This window comes from Bacillus sp. E214, from assembly GCF_008087365.1.
Taxonomy (GTDB): domain Bacteria; phylum Bacillota; class Bacilli; order Bacillales; family Pradoshiaceae; genus Pradoshia.
The window spans coordinates 452,326-473,866 of record NZ_VENN01000002.1; the positions used below are offsets into that span (position 1 = coordinate 452,326).

At 39.3% G+C, this 21,541-nt stretch carries 21 protein-coding genes and 1 other RNA gene; 11 read left to right on the forward strand and 11 right to left on the reverse strand.

From position 1 onward, the window contains the following. Positions 1-174: 174 nt before the first annotated feature. The 7 genes from FHY47_RS11410 to FHY47_RS11440 form a co-directional block, all read right to left on the reverse strand. The gene (locus FHY47_RS11410) at positions 175-1,125 is read right to left on the reverse strand and encodes a sugar kinase (protein ID WP_066106248.1); all 951 of its coding nucleotides are present in this window, start codon (positions 1,123-1,125) and stop codon (positions 175-177) included. A 57-nt stretch (positions 1,126-1,182) separates the two neighbouring features. Next, complete coding sequence (gene kdgT, locus FHY47_RS11415) at positions 1,183-2,172, reverse strand: 2-keto-3-deoxygluconate transporter (protein WP_066106251.1); 990 nt, start codon at positions 2,170-2,172, stop codon at positions 1,183-1,185. 175 nt (positions 2,173-2,347) lie between these two features. Next, entirely contained in the window at positions 2,348-2,797 is a 450-nt protein-coding gene (locus FHY47_RS11420; RefSeq protein ID WP_262366002.1) for a NanQ anomerase/TabA/YiaL family protein, read from the reverse strand. A gap of 36 nt (positions 2,798-2,833) precedes the next feature. Then, positions 2,834-3,610 (reverse strand): 2-dehydro-3-deoxy-D-gluconate 5-dehydrogenase KduD, encoded by a 777-nt coding sequence (kduD, locus tag FHY47_RS11425; protein WP_148630660.1) that lies wholly within the window; start codon positions 3,608-3,610, stop codon positions 2,834-2,836. 92 nt (positions 3,611-3,702) lie between these two features. Further along, entirely contained in the window at positions 3,703-4,533 is an 831-nt protein-coding gene (gene kduI / locus FHY47_RS11430; protein ID WP_148630662.1) for a 5-dehydro-4-deoxy-D-glucuronate isomerase, read from the reverse strand. 359 nt (positions 4,534-4,892) lie between these two features. Next, positions 4,893-6,359 (reverse strand): sodium/proline symporter PutP, encoded by a 1,467-nt coding sequence (gene putP, locus FHY47_RS11435; RefSeq protein WP_066106265.1) that lies wholly within the window; start codon positions 6,357-6,359, stop codon positions 4,893-4,895. A 341-nt stretch (positions 6,360-6,700) separates the two neighbouring features. After that, the gene (locus FHY47_RS11440) at positions 6,701-7,036 is read right to left on the reverse strand and encodes a winged helix-turn-helix transcriptional regulator (RefSeq protein WP_139892222.1); all 336 of its coding nucleotides are present in this window, start codon (positions 7,034-7,036) and stop codon (positions 6,701-6,703) included. 174 nt (positions 7,037-7,210) lie between these two features. Here FHY47_RS11440 and FHY47_RS11445 point away from each other — a divergent pair, with 174 nt between their 5' ends. Together FHY47_RS11445 and FHY47_RS11450 are read left to right on the forward strand one after the other, a co-directional pair. Beyond that, entirely contained in the window at positions 7,211-8,059 is an 849-nt protein-coding gene (locus tag FHY47_RS11445) for a VOC family protein (protein WP_148630665.1), read from the forward strand. 42 nt (positions 8,060-8,101) lie between these two features. Continuing rightward, a complete protein-coding gene (locus FHY47_RS11450) occupies positions 8,102-8,707 on the forward strand; it encodes a nitroreductase family protein (RefSeq protein ID WP_148630667.1) in 606 nt (201 codons plus the stop codon). Between the two features lie 90 nt (positions 8,708-8,797). On the opposite strand, the gene FHY47_RS11455 is transcribed toward FHY47_RS11450, so the two are convergent. Then, positions 8,798-9,331 carry a hypothetical protein gene (locus tag FHY47_RS11455; protein ID WP_066106276.1) on the reverse strand — a complete coding sequence of 178 codons (534 nt, stop codon included), beginning with the start codon at positions 9,329-9,331 and terminating at the stop codon, positions 8,798-8,800. Positions 9,332-9,509: 178 nt separating this feature from the next. Between FHY47_RS11455 and secG the strand changes: the two genes are divergently transcribed. From secG to FHY47_RS11495, 8 genes are all read left to right on the forward strand, one after another. After that, entirely contained in the window at positions 9,510-9,728 is a 219-nt protein-coding gene (gene secG, locus FHY47_RS11460) for a preprotein translocase subunit SecG (protein WP_373925489.1), read from the forward strand. A gap of 140 nt (positions 9,729-9,868) precedes the next feature. After that, on the forward strand, positions 9,869-10,609 hold the full coding sequence (locus tag FHY47_RS11465; RefSeq protein WP_139892225.1) for an alpha/beta hydrolase: 741 nt from the start codon (positions 9,869-9,871) through the stop codon (positions 10,607-10,609). A gap of 50 nt (positions 10,610-10,659) precedes the next feature. After that, positions 10,660-13,026 (forward strand): ribonuclease R, encoded by a 2,367-nt coding sequence (gene rnr, locus FHY47_RS11470; protein ID WP_395940472.1) that lies wholly within the window; start codon positions 10,660-10,662, stop codon positions 13,024-13,026. Positions 13,027-13,228: 202 nt separating this feature from the next. Then, entirely contained in the window at positions 13,229-14,611 is a 1,383-nt protein-coding gene (locus tag FHY47_RS11475) for an L-cystine transporter (RefSeq protein ID WP_148630672.1), read from the forward strand. Positions 14,612-14,748: 137 nt separating this feature from the next. Next, on the forward strand, positions 14,749-15,126 hold the full coding sequence (locus FHY47_RS11480) for a RidA family protein (protein WP_066106287.1): 378 nt from the start codon (positions 14,749-14,751) through the stop codon (positions 15,124-15,126). A gap of 69 nt (positions 15,127-15,195) precedes the next feature. Next, entirely contained in the window at positions 15,196-15,660 is a 465-nt protein-coding gene (smpB, locus tag FHY47_RS11485; protein ID WP_066106290.1) for an SsrA-binding protein SmpB, read from the forward strand. A 138-nt stretch (positions 15,661-15,798) separates the two neighbouring features. Further along, positions 15,799-16,161, forward strand: a transfer-messenger RNA (tmRNA) gene (gene ssrA, locus FHY47_RS11490). A gap of 177 nt (positions 16,162-16,338) precedes the next feature. Continuing rightward, the gene (locus tag FHY47_RS11495) at positions 16,339-17,211 is read left to right on the forward strand and encodes a hypothetical protein (RefSeq protein WP_148630674.1); all 873 of its coding nucleotides are present in this window, start codon (positions 16,339-16,341) and stop codon (positions 17,209-17,211) included. A 145-nt stretch (positions 17,212-17,356) separates the two neighbouring features. Here FHY47_RS11495 and FHY47_RS11500 read toward each other — a convergent pair whose 3' ends face one another. Continuing rightward, positions 17,357-18,280, reverse strand: a complete 924-nt coding sequence (locus FHY47_RS11500; protein ID WP_139892228.1) for an aldo/keto reductase — start codon at positions 18,278-18,280, stop codon at positions 17,357-17,359. 657 nt (positions 18,281-18,937) lie between these two features. On the opposite strand from FHY47_RS11500, the gene FHY47_RS11505 reads away from it, so the two are divergent. Continuing rightward, positions 18,938-19,786: an SAM hydrolase/SAM-dependent halogenase family protein gene (locus FHY47_RS11505; protein ID WP_148630781.1), complete on the forward strand. Its 849-nt coding sequence runs from the start codon at positions 18,938-18,940 to the stop codon at positions 19,784-19,786. A 156-nt stretch (positions 19,787-19,942) separates the two neighbouring features. On the opposite strand, the gene FHY47_RS11510 is transcribed toward FHY47_RS11505, so the two are convergent. Then, entirely contained in the window at positions 19,943-20,581 is a 639-nt protein-coding gene (locus tag FHY47_RS11510; RefSeq protein ID WP_066106296.1) for a hypothetical protein, read from the reverse strand. Between the two features lie 152 nt (positions 20,582-20,733). Next, positions 20,734-21,414: a hypothetical protein gene (locus FHY47_RS11515; protein ID WP_139892229.1), complete on the reverse strand. Its 681-nt coding sequence runs from the start codon at positions 21,412-21,414 to the stop codon at positions 20,734-20,736. Positions 21,415-21,541: the final 127 nt, after the last annotated feature.

A 21,541-nucleotide genomic window follows, 5' to 3' on the forward strand; every position in this document is an offset into this window, starting at 1 on the left:
AATCTCTGCGCCTTTGATTGATTTTATCCAAAGATCCTATTAGGAGATTAGGATATCTAATCTCTTAGGGAGCGCATGTGCAGAGTTACAGGGAGTGGCATTTATTCTGATCATTTTAAAAAGCAAAAGTAAAGATAATGGATGCCATTATCTTTACTCTTTATGAGCCTTTATTTAAATCTCTGCGATTGAATCCTCCATGTAAGCTAGTAAACTTTCATGGTTAGGCAATCCATCATTGTCTCCTGGAGACATAACGGCAAGTGCCCCAATTGCGGCTCCACGCTTTACAGCTTCTTTGATGGGAAGTCCTTCTAATAGACCGCTTACTACCCCAACTGCAAAGCCATCTCCGGCACCTACCGTATCAACAACCTGTTTGACAGGGAAACGGTCGGTATAGAAACGTTCGCCTTCTGAACTGGTAAATGCCCCTTTTTCACCAAGTTTAATAACGACGGTTTTAACACCTGCTGCATGATAGTAGTTCGCAATATGTTGAACATCATCCTGGCCGGTTAACAGTACCCCTTCCTTAATGCCGGGAAGGACAATATCTGCGCGACATGCCAAATCATTGATAATTTCAGCCATCTCTTGTTTATCCTCCCAAAGACCTGGACGGAGGTTGGGGTCGAAAGAAATTTGCACACCATTGGCTCTTGCTGTATCCATTAATTCATAGACCATATCTCTGCAGCCCCCTGAAAGAGCTGGTGGTATACCAGTTAAATGAATATGATTATAATCGGTCCAGTTTATATGAGCGATTGTTTCCCGATTCATATGGGAAGCGGCTGAATTTTTCCGTGCCGAAAATACTTCCGGGTCGCCAGCACTAACTTTTTGCTTAAATTGCATACCTGTTGTATGGGTTGAATCATATTTAATATATTCGGTGTTAATCGAATTTTGCTGAAGAAATGTTTCTATGCTTTTTCCAAACGGATCTTGGCCTAATTGGGTTATATAGGTGACCTGATGGCCTAAACGTGCCATACCGATTGAAAAATTAACCTCGGCACCTGAAACAAAACGAACAAAACGGTCGGCGGTTTCTAATGAACCTTCTTTTTCAGAAACAAAAAGGGCCATTGGTTCTCCCACGGTGATAATTTTACTCATAGGATCCTCCTGTTCATTCCAGAAGGGGCAAGCCATTTGCCCCCCGGGACTAGAATATTAAACGGTAGCTTTGCTATCTGGTGATATCGTATCTTTGTTTCTCTTTTTCATATATTGAGCCCAGTATGCAGTTAAGATTGGTACCAATATCGATGTTACAATAACAGATGCGGCCACCAGAGAAGTAGCAGATTGAGCAACAGGCATGAATTCAGGTGCCATTGTTGCAATGATCATTGGGTTGGCGACAGCAGCTCCTGCTGTACTTGATGCAGCAAGACCAGCTGTTCCGTTACCGCCTCCAATATATTTATCTGCCAGTATCAATGGAATACCCGTAATAATAATAACTAATACACCCAGCAAGATTCCTCCAATACCTGTTTGAAGAATAACACCTAAATCGATTGAGTTACCCAATGCAAATCCAAAGAATGGAATCATAGTAGTAGTAGCCTTGCTGAAAAAGTCGCGTAAATCAGAATCAAGGTTTCCAAGAAGGAATCCTAGTAAGAAAGGTAATACAGCACCTACAAAAGCTTGTGGTTCAAATGCAGCAAGACCGGTTGAACCCAGAATCAACATTGTTACAAGCGGGCCGGATTCTATGGACATCAAGACAAAAGCGCCTGCTTCTTCTTTGGTGCCATATTGTTGCATGATGGATGCATAAAGTCCGCCGTTTGTCATATCCATGGCTGCCACTAAAGCGAGAACGGACAATCCTGCGAAAACTCCAGTCTGGATTCCACCATCAGGAATAAACATAGATGCCACTAATGCTATAAGCCAGGCAACCGCGATTTTGGTTATAACAAGGGTTCCGGATTTACGTAATACAGTTCCTGTTGCTTTAATATTAATACCGGCACCCATACAGAAGAACCAAACGGCTAAGATTGGAACCGTTCCTGTCATTAATCCGTTTGTGAATGAACCAAAGTATTCACCTGATGTTGGAGCAAAAGTATGTATAATGGCCCCTAAAAATAGTGGTACCAGCATGAGCCCGCCTGGGATTTTTTCAATCGTCTTTAAAATTCGCATGATGATCTACCTTACCTTCCGGATTAAAATGAGGTCACAATTATGTAAGGTCTAAGATGGTAGATTTATGGATATAAAGCTGGAATTATGATTTTCTATGATTGATAGATTTCTCTTGTTCACATACATATTCTCTTTGGTTGGATTGAATCTTCATATCCAGGGATTTTAGGATTTACCGTTTTACTTTAAGAACAATTTTTTTAACCATTTGCTTTTCTTCAGTTATAATTCCAACCTTGTGGGAATCTTTTGGGAAACAAATCATCACATCACCTGGATTCATGGCTACAAGCGTTTGGACATCACCTTCAAGAAAGATAGCATCTTTTGCTTCATCGTAATTTTCCTTGATTTGTTGACGATTTATATGGTCAACGGCAATGTTTTCTTTGCCTTCAAGAATATAATGGATGTCCAGGTATTTTCGGTGGGCTTCCCAAATACAGTCAGGTTCTTCCTTTGTTTCATATTCATTGAGGAAGAAAAATAAATTCTCGTCAATGTCATGGCGCCCAGCAGAGTACTGGGAGCTATCGAACTCTTTTAAAAATGTTAATTTTGATTGTAAATTCTCAGCAAGACTCTTTTGCTCAATCAGGTCATCTATATTGCCGGTAATCAATGAAATCAGCCCCATTCAAATTGGTGTAAGCCCTTTTTAACGCGCTAACCAACCACCGTCTACTGCGAGAATATGTCCGTTCATATAATCGGATGCTTTACTTGCCAAGAACACAACGACTCCCATCAAATCAGCTGGTTTAGCCCATCTTCCAGCAGGAATTCTTGATAGAATTTCCGCATTCCGTTTCTCATCAGCACGAATAGGATCAGTGTTAGCGGTTTCAATATAACCAGGTGCAATCGCATTAATTTGAATATTGTATTGTCCTAACTCATTGGCAAACGCTTTTGTTAACCCGGCAACACCGTGTTTACTCGCTGTGTATGGTGGGATAAACTTACCGCCCTGGAAGGAAAGCATGGATCCAATATTGATGATTTTTCCGCTTTCTTGTTTGACCATCACTTTTGCTACTTCTTGGCTAAGGAAATAAACAGCATTTAAGTTAATGTCCATGACTGCGTTCCAGTCTTCTTCTTTATATTCAAGTAAGGGAGCACGGCGAATTGTTCCTGCATTATTAACGAGAATATCAATCCGACCAAATACACTTACGCATTCTTCGACAATATCTTTTATACTTTCTCTATCCGTCAGTTCAGCCTGTTTAAAATGAGCTTTCCTTCCGGTAGCTTCAATTAAGTCCTGCGTTTCCTTCCAATTATCATTATGGGTAACTACGAATACATTAGCTCCGGCTTTCGCCAAGGCAACCGCATATCCTTGTCCTAGGCCTGTATTGCCACCGGTCACGATGGCTACCTTGTCTGTTAAATTAAAGTAATCAAGTGAAAAGTTTTCTAGACTCATACGAAAACCACCTTAAACATTATTTTTAAAATCTGTGTTTTTTTGGAATAGCAAAGAAAAATTAATGCCATTATTTTAAATCGTTCCTGAAATTATCTGAGCTCATCTATTGATACAGCATCCATATCATTGTAGGTTTTGTTTTCACCGGCCATCGCCCAAATGAATGTATAGTTACTAGTAGCACTACCGCAATGGATGGACCATGGAGGTGAAATAACCGCCTGCTCATTTTTCATCACAATATGGCGAGTTTCTGTAGGTTCACCCATCAGATGGAACATTCTCGCATTTTCATCTAAATCAATATATAGGTATACTTCCATTCTGCGGTTATGTGTATGGGTTGGCATGGAATTCCATACGCTTCCTGTATTTAATTGCGTCATTCCCATTACGACTTGGCAACTTTGGATTCCTTCGTTATGGATCATTCGTCTAATCACACGATCATTTGCGTTTTCAACAGATCCTAAGCGATCGCCCTCAATATCATTAAATGCTACATGTTGAGTAGGATACTCTTTATGTGCAGGGGCAGAGAACAAATAGTATTTTGCTGGTTGATCAGATTGGTTGCTTGTGAAAATTAATTCTCTTTTGCCTAAGCCAACATATAAACAGTCTTTATTGGCCATTTCATATACTTCACCATCAACGGTAATTTTACCGCTGCCTCCAACATTGAAAATTCCGACTTCTCTTCGTTCAAGGAAATAATCTGCTTTAATTTCATCGTAACCCTCTAAAGAAATAGAGTCATTTAAAGGAGTGATGCCTCCGACAATAGCTCGGTCTTCCATAGTATTCACAAGCTTAATTTCTCCTGGTACAAATAATTCCTCAATTAAATAATGTTTACGGATATCCTCCGTTGTAAATGTTTTCGCTTGATCAGGGTGAGTAGAATATCTTATTTCCATTATTCACATCTCCTTCATTTAATTTATAAAATTTTGTGTAGCAATCAATGAAGCTCTTTACTTTAGTTGTTGGGAACAAACTGCTGGTTGCTTAAAAGAGTACAAGTAGCAGCTCTTCCAGAATCAAGTCTTCTGGTTACCACTCTCCAATTTTTAATTAATTTTGAAGTTGTTCCACATTATGGTACATCGTCCCACAAATTAATTATAGCGCTTTCATAGATAAAAAGATAGCGAGAATATGACAATATATTGAATTTAATAAAAAAGTTGGAGGGGAATTGCGGACTAGTAGTCCAGTCATATGGGGCTATTTTTCAAAAAAAAGCATTGGGGCTCGCCCCAATGCTTTTTACTTTCTATTGCCTCATTAAATCATTAAATTGCTTGTATTGGATACCCACTTCTTGCTTCGGTGGAGCGGTCAGTAAGCTGACAATGATGATAGCAAGTGTGCTTGCTCCAAAGCCAGGAATCATTTCATAGAGCGTATCAGAGAGACCTAAGCTGGACCATATAATAACAGTGAAGGCACCCATAACGATACCTGCCAATGCTCCCCATTTATTCATACGTTTCCAGAAGAGACTTAAAAGGATGAGCGGACCGAATGATGATCCGAAGCCTGCCCAAGCATAACCAACCAGTTCGAGAATTGTGGAGTTCTTTTCCCAGGATAAAAATAACGCGACAATCGAGACAATTAAAACGGACAATCTTCCTAAGAAAACAAGTTCTCTATCAGATGCTGATCGTCTGAAAAATGTTTTGTAGATATCTTCTGTTAACGAGCTGGATGTAACGAGAAGTTGCGAAGAAATGGTACTCATAATAGCAGCTAAAATAGCTGAGATTAAAAATCCAGTAATAATCGGGTGGAATAATACTTCTCCTAAAACGATAAAGACCGTTTCCGGGTTTTCTAATGGTGAGCCATTTTGTGAGAAATACGTAATCCCGATAAATCCAGTCAGCATTGCCCCAATAATAGAGAAAATCATCCATCCCATTCCGATTCGACGGGCCTTTTTAATTTCTTTAACAGATGAAATGGCCATAAAGCGGACAATGATATGAGGCTGGCCGAAGTAACCAAGTCCCCAGGCAATGGAAGAAAGGATGCCCAGTATCGTTGTGCCTCTGAAAATATCTAATAAGGCTGGATTGATAGATCGTGCTGTATCAATTGATTCTCCAAATCCGCCCACTTCAATAAGAGTGACGATTGGAACAAGAATCAGTGCTATAAACATGATGATCCCTTGCACAAAGTCAGTCCAGCTGACGGCAAGAAATCCTCCAAACAAAGTGTATGCGACTACTACTAGAGTAACCACTATTAATCCAGTATGGTAATCAAGCCCGAATGTACTTTGGAATAGTATACCGCCGGAAACCATCCCCGATGAAACATAAAAGGTAAAGAATACAAGAATAACAAGTCCAGAAATCAAGCGCAGTATTTTTGAGGTATCGCCAAAGCGGTTCTCTAAATAGCCAGGAATTGTAATGGAATCATTGGCTATTTGTGTATAGGTACGCAGTCTTGGCGCTACATAAATCCAGTTAGCCCAGGCTCCTATAGTTAAACCGATGGCAATCCATGCTGCGCTAAGGCCGGATACGTACATAGCTCCGGGTAATCCCATTAACAGCCAGCCACTCATGTCAGCAGCTCCTGCACTTAATGCTGTTACGGCAGGTCCGAGTGTTCTGCCGCCAAGCATATAATCAGATAAATTGGATGTTCTTTTATAGGCAAAATATCCGATCCCGAGCATTAAAATCATGTAAATAATGACTGATGTTAATAATGCATAATCCATCTGTGATCCCCCTTTGTCTCTTCTCTAATTTGTCCTGCACTTTCACTTACTATCTAGAATAAAACGTTTGATTAATTTTATCAGAAAAGTTAAAATAATTCACTTTATATATAAGTAGATCAAAATTAAAGATACTGAATACATAGCTTCTAAATGAAAGCGTATATAATTAACGCTTGTATTAGGGCTTTTTATAACCAGCACCTAAACAAGTGATGATTAAAAAATAATGAAGGGATGGGAGAGTAGGGAAACCTCCTATTCTCTTTTTTTTTATTGTAGGCTGATATGAATTTCAATCAAAAAAAGAAAAAACCGATTGCGGCCAGCGCAATCGGCATTTATTTTTGATCAGTTTCTGGAGAATCCTTTTTCATCCATTCATCGGCCCATTTTGCAATGGATTGCATCATAGGCTTCATGGCTTCTCCTGCTTCTGTTAAGGAATATTCAATTCGGACCGGCGTTTCCGGATAAACTTCGCGTTTGACAATCCCTTGTTTTTCCAATTCCTTTAGCCGTTCAGATAGTACTCGTCCACTGATACCAATTGAGGATTCCAGCGTACAGAAACGCTGAGGACCGGATTGCAGTTGATAAATAATTAACCCTGACCAACGGCGGCTGAGGATATCCATAGCTTTCTCAAATTTAGGACAAATGTGAGATTGATTCATATTACATCACCCCTCTGGTCTATATTATATCGTATTATTGAAAAATCATATAATTATTTATAGGAAATAATTTACTTGATATAAATTTATTACTAAAGTATAATTACTTACATAAAGTAAGTTATGTACTGATTAAATTATAAAAAAACAAAATGCCATTTGGGAGAGAGTAATATGAACTTTCATCAGAAAACAAATACGTTTGTGAAAAGTCTTGAATTGAAGATACTTAATATGGAAAGATCGCTCGCCTTTTACGAAAACATCATTGGTTTTAAAGTGCTGGAGAAAGAGGAGAATCGTACAGTTTTAACAGCTGATGGGGAAACACCATTATTAACTTTGATTCAACCTGAAAATGTTATACCAAAAGAGGCACATAAAACCGGGCTGTACCATTTTGCTTTATTGTTGCCTTCACGTGCAGATTTAGGAAGCTTTTTGCATCATATTGCAAAAATTAATTACCCATTGGGTGCTTCAGATCATCATGTTAGTGAAGCACTATATTTACAGGATGTTGATGGGAATGGAATTGAAATTTACGCAGATCGCCCAGCTTCCTCATGGATATGGAAAGACAAAGAGGTTCATATGGTTACGGAGCCTTTGAAGGCAGAAGAAGTATTGGCAGCAGGAGAAGACACGATGTGGAAAGGCCTTCCGTCTGATACGGCAATGGGGCATATTCATTTGCATATTGGCAATCTTGAACTGGCGGAGGAGTTTTATTGCCAGGGATTGGGATTTGATGTAGTTACTCGTTATGGAAATCAGGCATTGTTTTTGTCCACAGGTGGCTACCACCATCATATCGGTTTAAATGTATGGAATGGCAGGAATATACCGGCTGCTTCAAAAGAAAGTGTGGGACTCCAAACATTCACTATTCGTTATCCTAATCATGAACAAAGAGAAGAAGTGATTTCACGTTTGAATAATATAGGTGCTGAAGTTCGAGAAGAGAATGGAATTTGGGTAACAACAGACCCGTTTGGTTTATCTATTCGGTTATCTGTCTAAATAGATTTTAGTATGTATAAAAACATTGGGGAGGAATAAATCATGACAAATACAAATGAATTTTTATCAGCAATTGAAAAAAGACGTTCACTGTATGCGATTAGTAATGAAAAGGTAATTTCTGAAGAAAGAGTAGAGGAGATTGTTAAATTCGCCGTCAAGCATACACCATCTGCCTTTAACTCACAAAGCGCAAGAGTAGTCGTATTATTTGGAGAACAAAGTAATAAGTTTTGGAGTATCACAACTGAAACATTACGAAAAGTCGTACCTGCCGAAAATTTTGGTGACACTCAGGAAAAAATGGATATGTTTAATGCTGGATATGGCACTGTACTCTTCTTTGAAGATCAATCGGTCATAGAGGGGCTGCAGTCACAATTTGATCTATATGCAGATAAATTCCCTATTTGGTCTAATGAAGCCTCCGGAATGCTGCAGCTCGTCGTTTGGACAGCTCTTGAAGCGGAAGGATTAGGAGCTACACTTCAGCATTACAATCCGTTGATTGATGAAGAAGTGAAGGCAACCTGGAATATACCTGCAAGCTGGAGATTATCCGCCCAAATGCCATTTGGTAAACCAGTTGCTCCTGCTGGTGAAAAACAATTCAATCCAATTGAAGATCGTGTGAAAGTGTATAAATAAATCAACAAAAAAGATGCTCCATTTTTAGTTTACTCCAAAAGTTAGATTTTATATCTAACTTGAGGTGCTAAAAAGTGAGCGTCTTTTCATTTAATTTCTATCGCGGTACTCTCTCCTTAGTTCGTTTTGAAAACGGTCCAAAAATACGCCAATCAGGAAAAATGCGATTAATATAGAATAGAAGGTTTTAAATACGACCTGGACAGATCCCGGACTCCAAACAGTCGACCAGAAAGTGCCTTCGCCAATAAATCCATAGGCAAGTATTAAGATATGTAATGCCAACCAAAAGAGGCTTAGAGTGCTCGTATTCGAGCGAATAATGACTGCTATTAAGCTAATCAGTGCTGCTATACAAACCACGAAAAGGATGGGGTTAATAGACAACCATTCTATAGATAAGAGTTCAAAAATCAATAAACCAATCAAACATAGATGTACAAAATAGGTCATAAAATAGATGAACGGCCTTCCATTAAGTTTAGAAATGATTAATAGTACACCGGCCGCGAGTAAAAGAGCTCCCATTAAGGGGGCATTCCATCCGAAGAACATCATTAAACTGCCAAATATAAATCCGATCATATTTATGTAATTTACTTTATATAACCAATCGGTAAACATAATCATGTCCCCCTCTGTCCCGGGTTTTTGAATCCTCTTATTTGATTATACCCTGCCTGCGGTGAATTTAACTATTACCTCCTTGTTAGTTATTGTGAAAAAAAGGTGGTTATGGTAAAGTGATAGTATTGATAAGACCGTAATTAGGAGGTATTTGTTCGTGTTGCATACTACGCTCATGGTATTATTGGTTATTACATGTATTAGTTTAATTGTTGTGGTCTTACTGCAATCCGGTAAAAGTGCAGGTTTATCCGGCGCGATTTCCGGTGGTGCTGAACAGCTTTTTGGTAAACAAAAGGCGAGAGGACTTGATTTATATTTACACCGCGCTACTATTGTTTTATCAGTATTATTTTTTGTTTTAACCATTCTGGTTTCTTTCTTTGCAAAGTAATAGTGCGAAAACAAACATTGCCTGGCAGCTTTGCCAGGCTTTTTTGATGTGTAAATCGTTCATATTAATAGCGTTTTGTTCCTCTAACATCGTAAACTAATAGTACATAGTATAAGTTTTAACAAAGGGAGATTTTTTATATGAAATTAACTCAGCCAAAACCATTTACATTCGAGGGAGGAAACCGTGCAGTCTTATTGCTTCACGGTTTTACAGGGAATAGCGCTGATGTAAGGATGTTAGGCCGATATCTTGAAAGCAGGGGATATACATGTCATGCACCGCAATATAAAGGGCACGGAGTACCTCCGGAGGAGTTGGTAGAATTCGGACCAACTGATTGGTGGAAGGACTGTATGAAAGCCTATGATCGATTGCGGGCAATGGGCCATAAGGAAATTGCGGTAGCAGGTCTTTCGTTAGGAGGGGTATTTTCCTTGAAATTAGGTTACACTGTACCTGTTAAGGGTATCGTTACCATGTGTTCACCTATGTATATAAAAAGTGAAAAAGTTATGTATGATGGGGTACTTGAGTATGCCCGTCAGTATAAAAAGCGTGAAGGTAAAAGTCAGGAACAAATTGAGGCAGAAATGAATTGTTTTCGTCCAATGAATACCCTGCAAGCCTTGCAAGAATTGATTGGCAATGTAAGAGATCATGTGAATCAAGTGGATGTTCCGCTTTTTGTCGCTCAGGCACGCCACGATCATATGATCAATACTGACAGCGCTAATATTATCTATAATTCTGCAATTACTGAACAAAAAACATTAAAATGGTATGAGGAATCAGGCCATGTGATAACACTGGATAAAGAACGTGATCAGCTTCATCAGGATGTTTTTGCGTTTTTAGAGAGTCTTGATTGGGCAAATTAATAGATAGATCAATGATAAAGGAAAGAAAGGAGGGGTTTGTGATGGATGACATGATACGTCAACATGTAGAAAAGCTGTATTCTTATATGAAAGAAGAAGCTTACAAACCCATGACCGTACAAGAATTAGAGGCAGCAATGGGGGTAGAAGACTCCGGGGATTTCAAGGATTTTGTGAAGGCTCTTGTCTATATGGAGGAGCATGGCCAAATCGTGAGAACTCGTTCTGATCGTTATGGACTGCCAGAACGTATGAACCTTGTAAAAGGGAAGGTATCAGGTCATGCTAAGGGATTTGCTTTTGTGCTACCTGAAGAGAAAGGCATGGATGATATTTTTATTCCTCCGCATGAGTTAAATAATGCGATGCATGGAGATATTGTTATGGTCCGTGTTTCTTCACAATCATCAGGCCAAAGACGGGAAGGCACCATTGTTAAAATCATTGAACGCGGTGTCCAAAATGTCGTAGGGACATATACGGAAACAAGAGGGATTGGTTTTGTAATCCCAGATGATAAAAAAATGGCTAATGATATCTTTATTCCTAACGAGGCGAAGAACGGTGCCGTTGAAGGTCATAAAGTAGTTGTTAAAATAACAAATTACCCAGAAGGCAGAATGTCGGCAGAAGGTGAAGTTATCACGATCTTAGGGCATAAAAATGACCCGGGTGTTGATATTTTATCCATTATTCATAAGTTTGGTTTGCCAGGAGAATTTCCAGAGGATGCACTGGAACAAGCTAATCAAACACCTGAAGTCATAGATGAAAAAGATCTGGCCAATCGTCGTGATCTTAGGGATGAAACGATTGTCACGATTGATGGTGCGGATGCGAAAGACTTGGATGATGCTGTTACAGTAACGAGACTTGATAATGGAAATTATAAATTGGGTGTACATATTGCCGATGTTTCTCATTATGTAACCGAAGGATCGCCAATTGATAAGGAAGCGGCAGAGCGTGCAACAAGTATCTATCTTGTGGATCGAGTTATTCCGATGATACCACATCGACTATCAAATGGAATTTGTTCATTGAATCCACGTGTTGACCGTTTAACATTATCATGTGAAATGGAGATTGATTCTGAAGGAACTGTTGTTTCCCATGAGATTTTCCAGAGTGTCATTAAAACAACAGAGCGTATGACGTATTCAGATGTGAATGAGATTCTTGTTGATAAGAACGCAGAATTGATTGAGCGCTATGAACCACTTGTTCCGATGTTTGAGGAAATGGAGAAATTGGCTGGAATTCTTCGCGAAAAACGGATGCGCAGAGGAGCCATTGACTTTGATTTTAAAGAAGCAAAAATCCTTGTTGATGAGAATGGAGAACCAACCGATGTTGTTCTTCGTACACGATCTGTTGCAGAAAAATTAATTGAAGAATTTATGTTGGCAGCTAACGAAACAGTGGCTGAGCATTTCCATTGGATGGACGTGCCGTTCCTTTACCGGATCCACGAAGATCCAAATGAAGAGAAGCTGAGAAAGTTCTTCGACTTTATCGTAAACTTTGGTTATATCGTTCGTGGTACGGCGAATTCCATTCACCCACGTGCTTTGCAGGAAATCATTGAAGCGGTACAGGGAAAACCAGAAGAAATGGTTGTATCGACAGTCATGCTTCGCTCCATGAAGCAAGCAAAATATGATCCTGAAAGCTTGGGACACTTTGGATTGTCGACCGATTATTATACGCACTTTACATCACCTATCCGCCGTTATCCGGACCTAATTGTCCACCGCTTAATTCGTACGTATTTAATAAATGGAGATTTAAGCAAAGAGACGCAGGAAAAATGGAATGAAAGACTTGGTGAGATTGCCCAGCATACTTCCTCAATGGAAAGACGGGCAGTAGATGCTGAGCGTGAAACGGATGATCTGAAGAAAGCTGAATACATGGAAGATAAAGTGGGCGAGGAGTTTGATGGGATTATTAGCTCTGTCACAAACTTCGGTATGTTTGTTGAGCTATCCAACACAATTGAAGGTCTTGTCCATGTCAGCTATATGACTGATGATTACTATCATTTTGACGACCGTCAATTTGCAATGATTGGTGAACGTACAGCTAAAGTCTTCCGCATTGGTGATGAGATCACGGTAAGGGTTATTAAAGTAAATAAAGACGAGCGTGCCATTGACTTTGAAATTGTTGGGATGAAAGACAATCGTGAACGGGTTTCTGGTGAAAAACGTATTTTTAAAGCAGAACCGGGTAAAAACCGCCGCAAGGATTCTTCCAGACCACAGGGAGGAAATGGAGACAAATGCGGTCCTAAAGGCCAGGGCAAAGGTAAGCCGGGAGAAAGCTCCGATAAAAAAGGCCCGAGAAAGAAAAAGAAGTTTTATGAAAACGCACCGGCTGCTAAGCGCAAATCCGGTAAGAAGAAAAAACGATAATAAGCAGAGGAGAGCTGACTTATGTTGGCTCTCTTTTCTTTGTGTTAGATTTGTAGTTATATTTACCATGCTGAGGTATATAGATAAAAAAGAATTGATGATATAGAAAAACAGCTTGTCTAGTCATAATACTGTACAATAGACAGTACAATCTATATAATACATATGTATTTAGTATGAATTAAAAGGGGGAGAGATTGAATTGGATACGACCTTAGTTATTATAAATATTCTTATTTTGTTAGCATTAGTCGGTGTACTTTTCTATATGCAAAAGAAACATGTTTCTTTTGCAAAACGAGTATTTACAGGTCTTGGATTAGGAATTCTTTTAGGTGTATTCCTTCAATTGGCATTTGATCCTGAGAGTGCTGTATTGGCAGATACAAAAAACTGGTACAGTATTGTTGGAACAGGGTATGTTAGCTTTTTGAAAATGATTGTCATGCCTTTGATCGTTGTGTCGATTATATCGGCTATCATTCGCATAAAAGGGCAGGCTGGAGTTGGTAAAATCAGTTTCTCCATTATCGGAATTCTGGTATTAACAACAGCTATAGCGGCAGCTGTTGGAATTGGCAGTGCCTTAACGTTTGATTTATCAGCGGACCATCTTGAATCTGGCGAAGCAGAAGAGGCGCGTTCTGCTCAATTAGAAGAAACTATGGTTCAAGTAGAGAACCAAAGCTTTCCGGAACGTATTTTGCAGGTCATCCCAACAAATCCGTTTCTTGATTTGACTGGCCAACGACCTACTTCTACAATCGCAACTGTTATTTTTGCAGCGTTTGTTGGAATTGCGGCAATTGGTGTTAGAAGAAAGGCACCTGCAGAATTTGAAACATTTGAGAAAATCATTAATGCCTTATATAAAATTGTCATGCGAATCGTTACGTTGATTCTTCGTTTAACACCGTATGGTATTTTAGCGTTAATGGCTACAACCATTGCTAATACAAATGTACAAGGAATCATTGAATTATCTACATTTGTTATTGCTTCCTATGTAGCATTGATCGTGATGTTCCTGATCCACTTAGTTATATTATTCTTTAGCGGTTTAAATCCAATGCAATATGTTAAGAAAATGGGTCCATTACTTACGTTTGCTTTTACATCCCGGTCCAGTGCGGCAGCTATTCCTATTAATATAGAGACTCAAACCAAACAATTTGGTAACTCTGAAGGGATTGCTAACTTTTCTTCTTCATTGGGAGCGTCTATTGGTCAAAATGGATGTGCAGGAATTTACCCGGCTATGCTGGCTGTAATGATTGCACCTGATCCGCTAGATCCCGTTTTCCTTATTCAATTAGTCATCATTGTAGCTATCAGTTCATTTGGTGTAGCTGGTGTTGGCGGAGGAGCTACCTTTGCCGCATTAATCGTATTATCCAGCATGAACCTGCCAATTGGTATAGCTGCCTTACTGATCTCTGTAGAACCATTAATTGATATGGGAAGAACAGCTCTTAATGTCAGCGGTTCAGCAACAGCAGGATTAGTAACCGGCCGTATGACAGGCGAATTGAACAAAGAAGTATACAATGGTAAAATGGTTGAAATGAATTCACTTGAAGCATAAAAGAGTAAGGAAGAATGCGTAATTGTTGCATCTTCCTTTTTTCTTTAAGTCCGCATCCCATTCCTGATGGAAGGATAAGAGGACATTTCAATCGAATACTAAAGGTATGGAATTTAGCGAAATGGAGGAATACTAGAATGAGTAAGATTACGATTCAAACAGCTAAAGCACCGGCCGCAATCGGGCCATATTCTCAAGCCATTCGAGTGAATGGGTTTATTTATACATCAGGCCAGCTAGGATTAGATCCTGAGACGGGCGAATTAAAAGATGGTGTGAAGGAACAAACTCACCAAGCATTTAAAAATATTCAGGCCATTTTAAACGAAGAAGGCCTTGGTTTGGACCAAATTGTGAAGACAACGGTCTTCCTGAATGATATGAATGATTTTGCAGCAGTTAATGAAGTATACGCAACCTACTTTACCGGCAGCTTTCCGGCAAGGAGTGCGGTAGAAGTAGCGCGGCTTCCAAAAGACGGACTTGTAGAAATAGAAGCCATTGCTGTAGTATGATAAAAGGAGAGCCTGATATTCTGGGCTCTTTATTCACCTAACCCATATAAAGAGAGAGGGGGCAATTATATGCCAAAAGGTTCAGGAAAGGTAATCGGCCAAAATAAAAAAGCGTACCATGATTACTTTATCGAGGAAACCTATGAAGCAGGAATTGTTTTGCAGGGAACTGAGATTAAATCGATTCGAAATGGTCGTGTGAACTTAAAGGATTCATATGCAAGGATTATTAATGGGGAAGTATTCTTAATGGGAATGCATATTAGCCCATATGAGCAGGGTAACCGCTATAATCACGACCCATTGCGTGTGCGTAAGCTACTTTTGCATAATAAGGAAATCAGTAAATTAATTGGTTCCACAAAAGAACAGGGATATGCACTTGTTCCATTGAAGCTGTATTTAAAGAACGGTTTTGCAAAAGTTTTGATCGGTTTAGGTAAGGGTAAAAAGAATTATGATAAACGTGAAGACTTGAAGAGAAAAGAAGCAAAGCGTGAAATCGAACGAGCGTTCAAAGAACGTCAGCGTTAAGCTTTGACTGGTACTCTCACCAAGTTCTTACAATTGAATTTCATATTCATTATGTTATAATTACTTATGTACCACAATTGAATAGAAGCAACGCTCAAAGTACGCTTCTTCATTTCGTACGATCCACATTCTTATCATGGGGACGTTACGGATTCGACAGGGGTAGTTCGAGCTTATGTTGCGAGTCGAGGGGATCGGCCTCGTTAAAACGTCACAGCCTATAACTGGCAAACAAAACAACAACTTAGCTTTCGCTGCTTAATAACAGTCGATAAGCTGTTCCTCCCTCCATCGTCCATGTGGTAGGGTAAGGGACTCAACTTTAGTGGACTACGCCGGATCTCACCGTCTGAGGGAGAAGGAAGAGAATAACCAGACTAGCTGTCCGGACGCCTGTCGATAGGCATAAGGCACAGCGAATTGCCAATATATCGACTACACTCGTAGATGCATAAGTGCCGTTATCTTTGGACGTGGGTTCGACTCCCACCGTCTCCACCAAATACATAATTTTGGTGGTTTTTGTTTTATATATGACATAAAGCATAAATTTTCCGCTTCGGAAGGTTTATGCTTTTTTTTTTGAGGAATCAGTCTTGTTATAATTATACCGTTTTTTGGTATATAGGATTATCTGGCATCATAACGTGGTAGACGACAAAGAAAGGGGTGAGTAAAATGTTGAAACAGATGGGTATCGTGCTAGCTTTAACAAGCATTTACCTTGCTGGATGCTCGCATGAAGATGCAGCTACGGATAAAAAAGCAGGGGAGAAACATGAAGAATCAGCTCAACCTGTAACAACAGAAAAATCTTCAACGGATCAGAAGGAAGACAGCGAATCTGCCAACGGAAGCCCTGTAAAAGCTGAACAAAACGACTCACATGATGCCTCATTATCTCAGGAAAAAGTAATAAAAGATGCCAAGGAACAAATCAAAGGCTCAATATCTCCTAAGCTACCCATACATCTTCCGCTATCGTCTGAGGACAAGAATCTAAGTGCGGCGACCCTTTCGGAATCTGATATGTATCGCGTTATATTTTTTGAAAGCGAAAAAATGATACCAGTCAACAGTAAAGAGTTGAACAATAGTACCATTGCAAAACCGATTGCTGTAATAGAAGTCCATCAGTATAAAACTGAAGGAGAGGCTAAATCAAAAATCGGCTATATACAGCCTGAGGGGATCCAGGCAGGGAATCCTATAGATCTGGGTCATTCCATCCAAGGATATGAGGACGCAGGGGCAGGACATAAGTGGCTAAATTGGCATGAAGGAAGATGGTATCTACAAGTCCAAGCCTCCAATATAGAAGGCAACAGTGACTACGTCCCGCTCGCTAAACAAATGGTCTCCTATCTTGAAAGCAACCAACTGCCAGTGCCCCATGAATATGGTTCTGTAAAAGCGGATATAGATTCGCAAAAAGCAGGCAATAACCGTATTTCTTGGCAGGAAGGTACAGTCGTTTATACGGTCTCCGAAGTGGCAGACCCCATTGACATGCTAGCGATAGCTTGCAATTTTGATGAAACGAAAGAATAAGTGTTGGTATAGATAGAGAATAGTTTTAGTGAAATTGATGACTTTCTAATAAGATAAGAAGAGCCTCAATTCAAATAGGATAACACTGGAAAGGAAAGTGTCTTCCTAAGTGTATCTTAAGGCTCTTCATTTTATTCGGAAGATTTTAAGGCAATATATGCCCGCTGTTCAAATAAAGGCGATACCATTCTTCACGGCTTAACTGTAATTCATTGCCCCGAATAATGTCAGCCATCCGTTTTTGATTAGTTGTACCAGCAATCAACTGAATGTTTGCTGGGTGTCGCAAAATCCAAGCTGCTGCAATAGCGGTTGGAGTTGTTTCATATTTATCAGCTAACTCTGTAAGAGTCTCGTTCAATTCGGGGAACTTCTCATCATTCCCGATAAAAACGCCTTCAAAGAAACCATATTGAAAAGGTGACCAAGCTTGGATGGTTATATCATGGAGTCTGCAATAATCTAGGACACTACCATCCCTCTCAACGGCGCCTTCTGTTTGCATATTCACTTCCATCCCATTAGCAATCATGTTCGAAAAGGGGAGGCTTAGTTGCAGTTGGTTTACAATGATCGGCTGCTTTACATATTTTTTTAACAATTCAATTTGCATTGGCTTATGATTGGATACGCCAAATTGACGGACTTTGCCAGAGCTCTCTAAGGTATCGAATGCTTCAGCTACTTCCTCAGGATCTACCAAAGCGTCTGGACGATGAAGTACCAGTGCATCTAAGTAATCGGTGTCCAGGCGTGTTAGTATTTTATCGACAGACGTTAAGATATGCTCTTTTGATAAGTCATACATAGTACCCGGCTTGATCCCGCATTTTGATTGCAGGATTACATCTTCTCTGTTATATCCCGCAATCTTTAAGGCCTTACCAAACTTGGATTCACAAATGCCATTTCCATAAATATCAGCATGGTCAAAGAAATTCAGCCCATTCTCCATACAAAAAGTAAGATGTGCTGCTAAATTGTCATCATTCATAGAATCAATTCTCATACAGCCTACAGCAATAGCTGGAACGCTTAAACTGCTGCTACCAAGTTTTATCCTTTTCATGCTTATTCCTCCATCCATTTAAAAAACTCTTATTTTTCTATCTATGTTAGCGACTGATTATACCGGAAAACAGTGTATCCCTCATCGTAATCTGTACGCTGTCCCCATTTTACTATAATTCAGAAAATTTTTATGGATGACTCTATTCCTGTGTTAAAAGAATTACAGTCGAAATTTAGACGAGCATGTAGACACACTTTATAAGATATAGACAATGTAAAAAAAGAATAGGGAATTCATCAGTTTTATCGATTATTGTTTCCATATTTGGATAATGTATATTGACAAAGCATAATCAAGCTCATTATAATTTTAATAATTCAAAATATTATAAAGTATGGAAGAGGAGAGTAGATTCTGGATATTTCTCTTTTAGAGAGCTTCGGCAGCTGAAAAGGAGCGGGAAGTACCATTATTGAAAATGGCCTCTGAGCCTCGTGCTGAAAGTATAATTTATTAATTATATGAATAGGTTTCGACGAGATTTGGTACTCGTTATCCATATCAGAGTGTAGGAAGCGTTGATTCGTTTTTACGCTTACGAAGGCTGTTTATGTGAGTAAGCAGCGAATTAAGGTGGAACCACGTGAAGTCACACCACGTCCTCATCATGGTAAGGACGTGGTGTTTTTTATTTTGGACAAAGAAATGGGTGGGATGAAGTTGAAACGTTTATTAGTTTTTCAATCAGATTTTGGATTAAGTGATGGGGCTGTAAGTGCTATGTATGGAGTAGCGCTTTCTGTCGAGCCATCTTTAAAGATTAGTAATAATACGCATGATATTCCAACGTTTAATATATGGGAAGGCTCATACCGTCTATTGCAGGCTATTTCTTATTGGCCGGAAGGAACGGTATTTGTATCGGTGGTAGATCCGGGTGTAGGATGCGATCGCCGAAGTATCGTTGCAAAGACCTCTGGTGGACACTATGTGGTCACGCCTGATAACGGTACCCTATCCCATATCAAAAATAAAATTGGCATCACGGAAGCAAGAGTGATAGATGAGAAGGTAAATCGTTTGCCGCATTCAGGAGAATCCTACACTTTCCACGGGCGTGATGTTTATGCGTATACAGGGGCAAGGATTGCAGCTGGGGTGATTAGTTTTGAGGAAGTGGGGCCGGAAATACCTGTTGATTCCCTTATTGAACTACCTCTTTATGAGGCATACATACATGATCATAAGATTACCGGTATTATTGAAATTCTTGATATTCGATTTGGAAATCTATGGACGAATATTTCGCGAGAACTCTTTAGAAAACTGGAAATCTCACTGGGAGATAAGGTCTGGGTTCAAATTGAAAAGGATGGAACAGTGAGGTTTGAGGAAGAGGTTGTATATGGCAGATCTTTTGCAGACAGTGCATTAGAGGAAGCCATTCTTTATGTTAATTCACTTGATAATCTGGGGCTGGCCCTAAATCAAAAATCATTCGCTGATACTTATCACATTAGTACGGGCAGTAATTGGCGCATTACCATTCGTAAAGCGCCATAATTGATGAAGGTTTGTCTAACCTTCCTTAAATACATCATTGAGACGTATTATGCGACTTAAGCATGGTTGGTGTGTTTTTCAGAACAAGGGGTTATTTTAGGTTAGATATTTTACTGCTAGTGTTGTTTAATATTGTTTTTCTCCTTTCAGCTAATGCTAAAATTGCATTTCGATGGAGATAATTCTTTTTGATTCATCTATCCACAGGCAAAGTGTTTGTGTGTGATGAGAGAAATAACGCAGAGCATGCGAATTTTTTAGGGAATCATTCAGAATCCAATTTGAGAGTTGAAAACCAAATGAAGGGCTTTCCGTGTTTTCTTTTAAATAGGCTAGTACTAGATCAAACTCCTTGTCCTCGTAGGAATTGATTTTCTCTGGAATTACTCTATACGGACTTGAAGGTGAGAATTGAACTTGTTGAAGTTGTTTGCTTTGTGGAAAAAGGCTCTTAATAACAGGGTTTAAGGGATTAGACATGAGATGCTTTAAAGAATCATTATTGGGCTTAGCCAACATGATCTCAATCGGTTTATCATTCACTATAAATTCTTTTCGCTCATCGAAGTGCAAGATGATTTCTCGCAGCTCCTTATCCTTGATAAGGCCATTTTTTATCGGATAATAAGTAACGCTATCGCTCAACTGTGCACTTAATAATAGGAAAAATTGCGTCAGAAGGGAATATTGTTTTGGCACTCCATTACCATCAATGGATTTGCTCCTGAAGAAAGGAGAGCTATCCTCTTCTTCATCAATAAAAAAATCTCTATTAAAAGGTTCTAGCCAATTCAAATGAACTCCCCCAATAACTATGATTTATTTTATTGTCTTATATTTCCTTTAAATGCGCATCTGTTATTTATCGTAAATGGAGTTTAACCTAATAAGAAATAGAGCTTTAAAGAGACCAAGCTGATTTTCATTGGGTTGGTCTCTTTGGATATTCAACCGAGAGCCAGTTTTTTGCCCCCCTGATAACGATCCTGATACCTTTTTGTAAACACAAGAGAGATGAGTAAGATTAATTCAAAGGCATTGGTGATTGCGCCGCTTTCAATTGGGATCTTGACCATGCTCCCGACAATCATAAGTGCGGTTCCAACGAATATCCAATACCAACCTGTCCTTTTCCAAAGAATAATGGATGACACAAGAAGTGCCAGTGTGACCATTAAAATCATGATTGGCGGTCCTTGTGGAGAATTGGTTGAAGAATAGCTTAGAATGCCATAGCTTTTTTCCGCTTTTAGTGAGAGGTCCCACACAACTGTAAATAGTTCTATCAAAAAAGCAATTAGTGTAAAGGCAACTGTAATCAGTATGGCTGAGGTGGTATTCACCCACTTGACCCTAGCACGTTTAAGTACATCCCAGGAAAATAAAATTAACAAAGGTGTAAAAATCGCATGCATCCAGTATCGAGCAGCATTCAAATTCTCTAAAACTTCTCCCTCCCCAATCCACTTTCCGATGCCAAGAATGGCATTATCATAGATGAGCGGTACAATAACCAGAATTAATACATTCGATACTATGCTAACACCACTCTTTTTTATGGATTGAAGCATCATGATGAGCAAGCCGGCATAAAAACAAGCAAACAGTATATACAAAAATGTATCCATCAGAAAACCTCCTCGTTATCCTATACCTTTCCTAAAACAGTAAGGACTTAAACATAGGAATGCTTACGATGTATTTATACATGAGAAGAGAGGATATCCGGTCTGGATATCCTCTCTTAAGCTAATG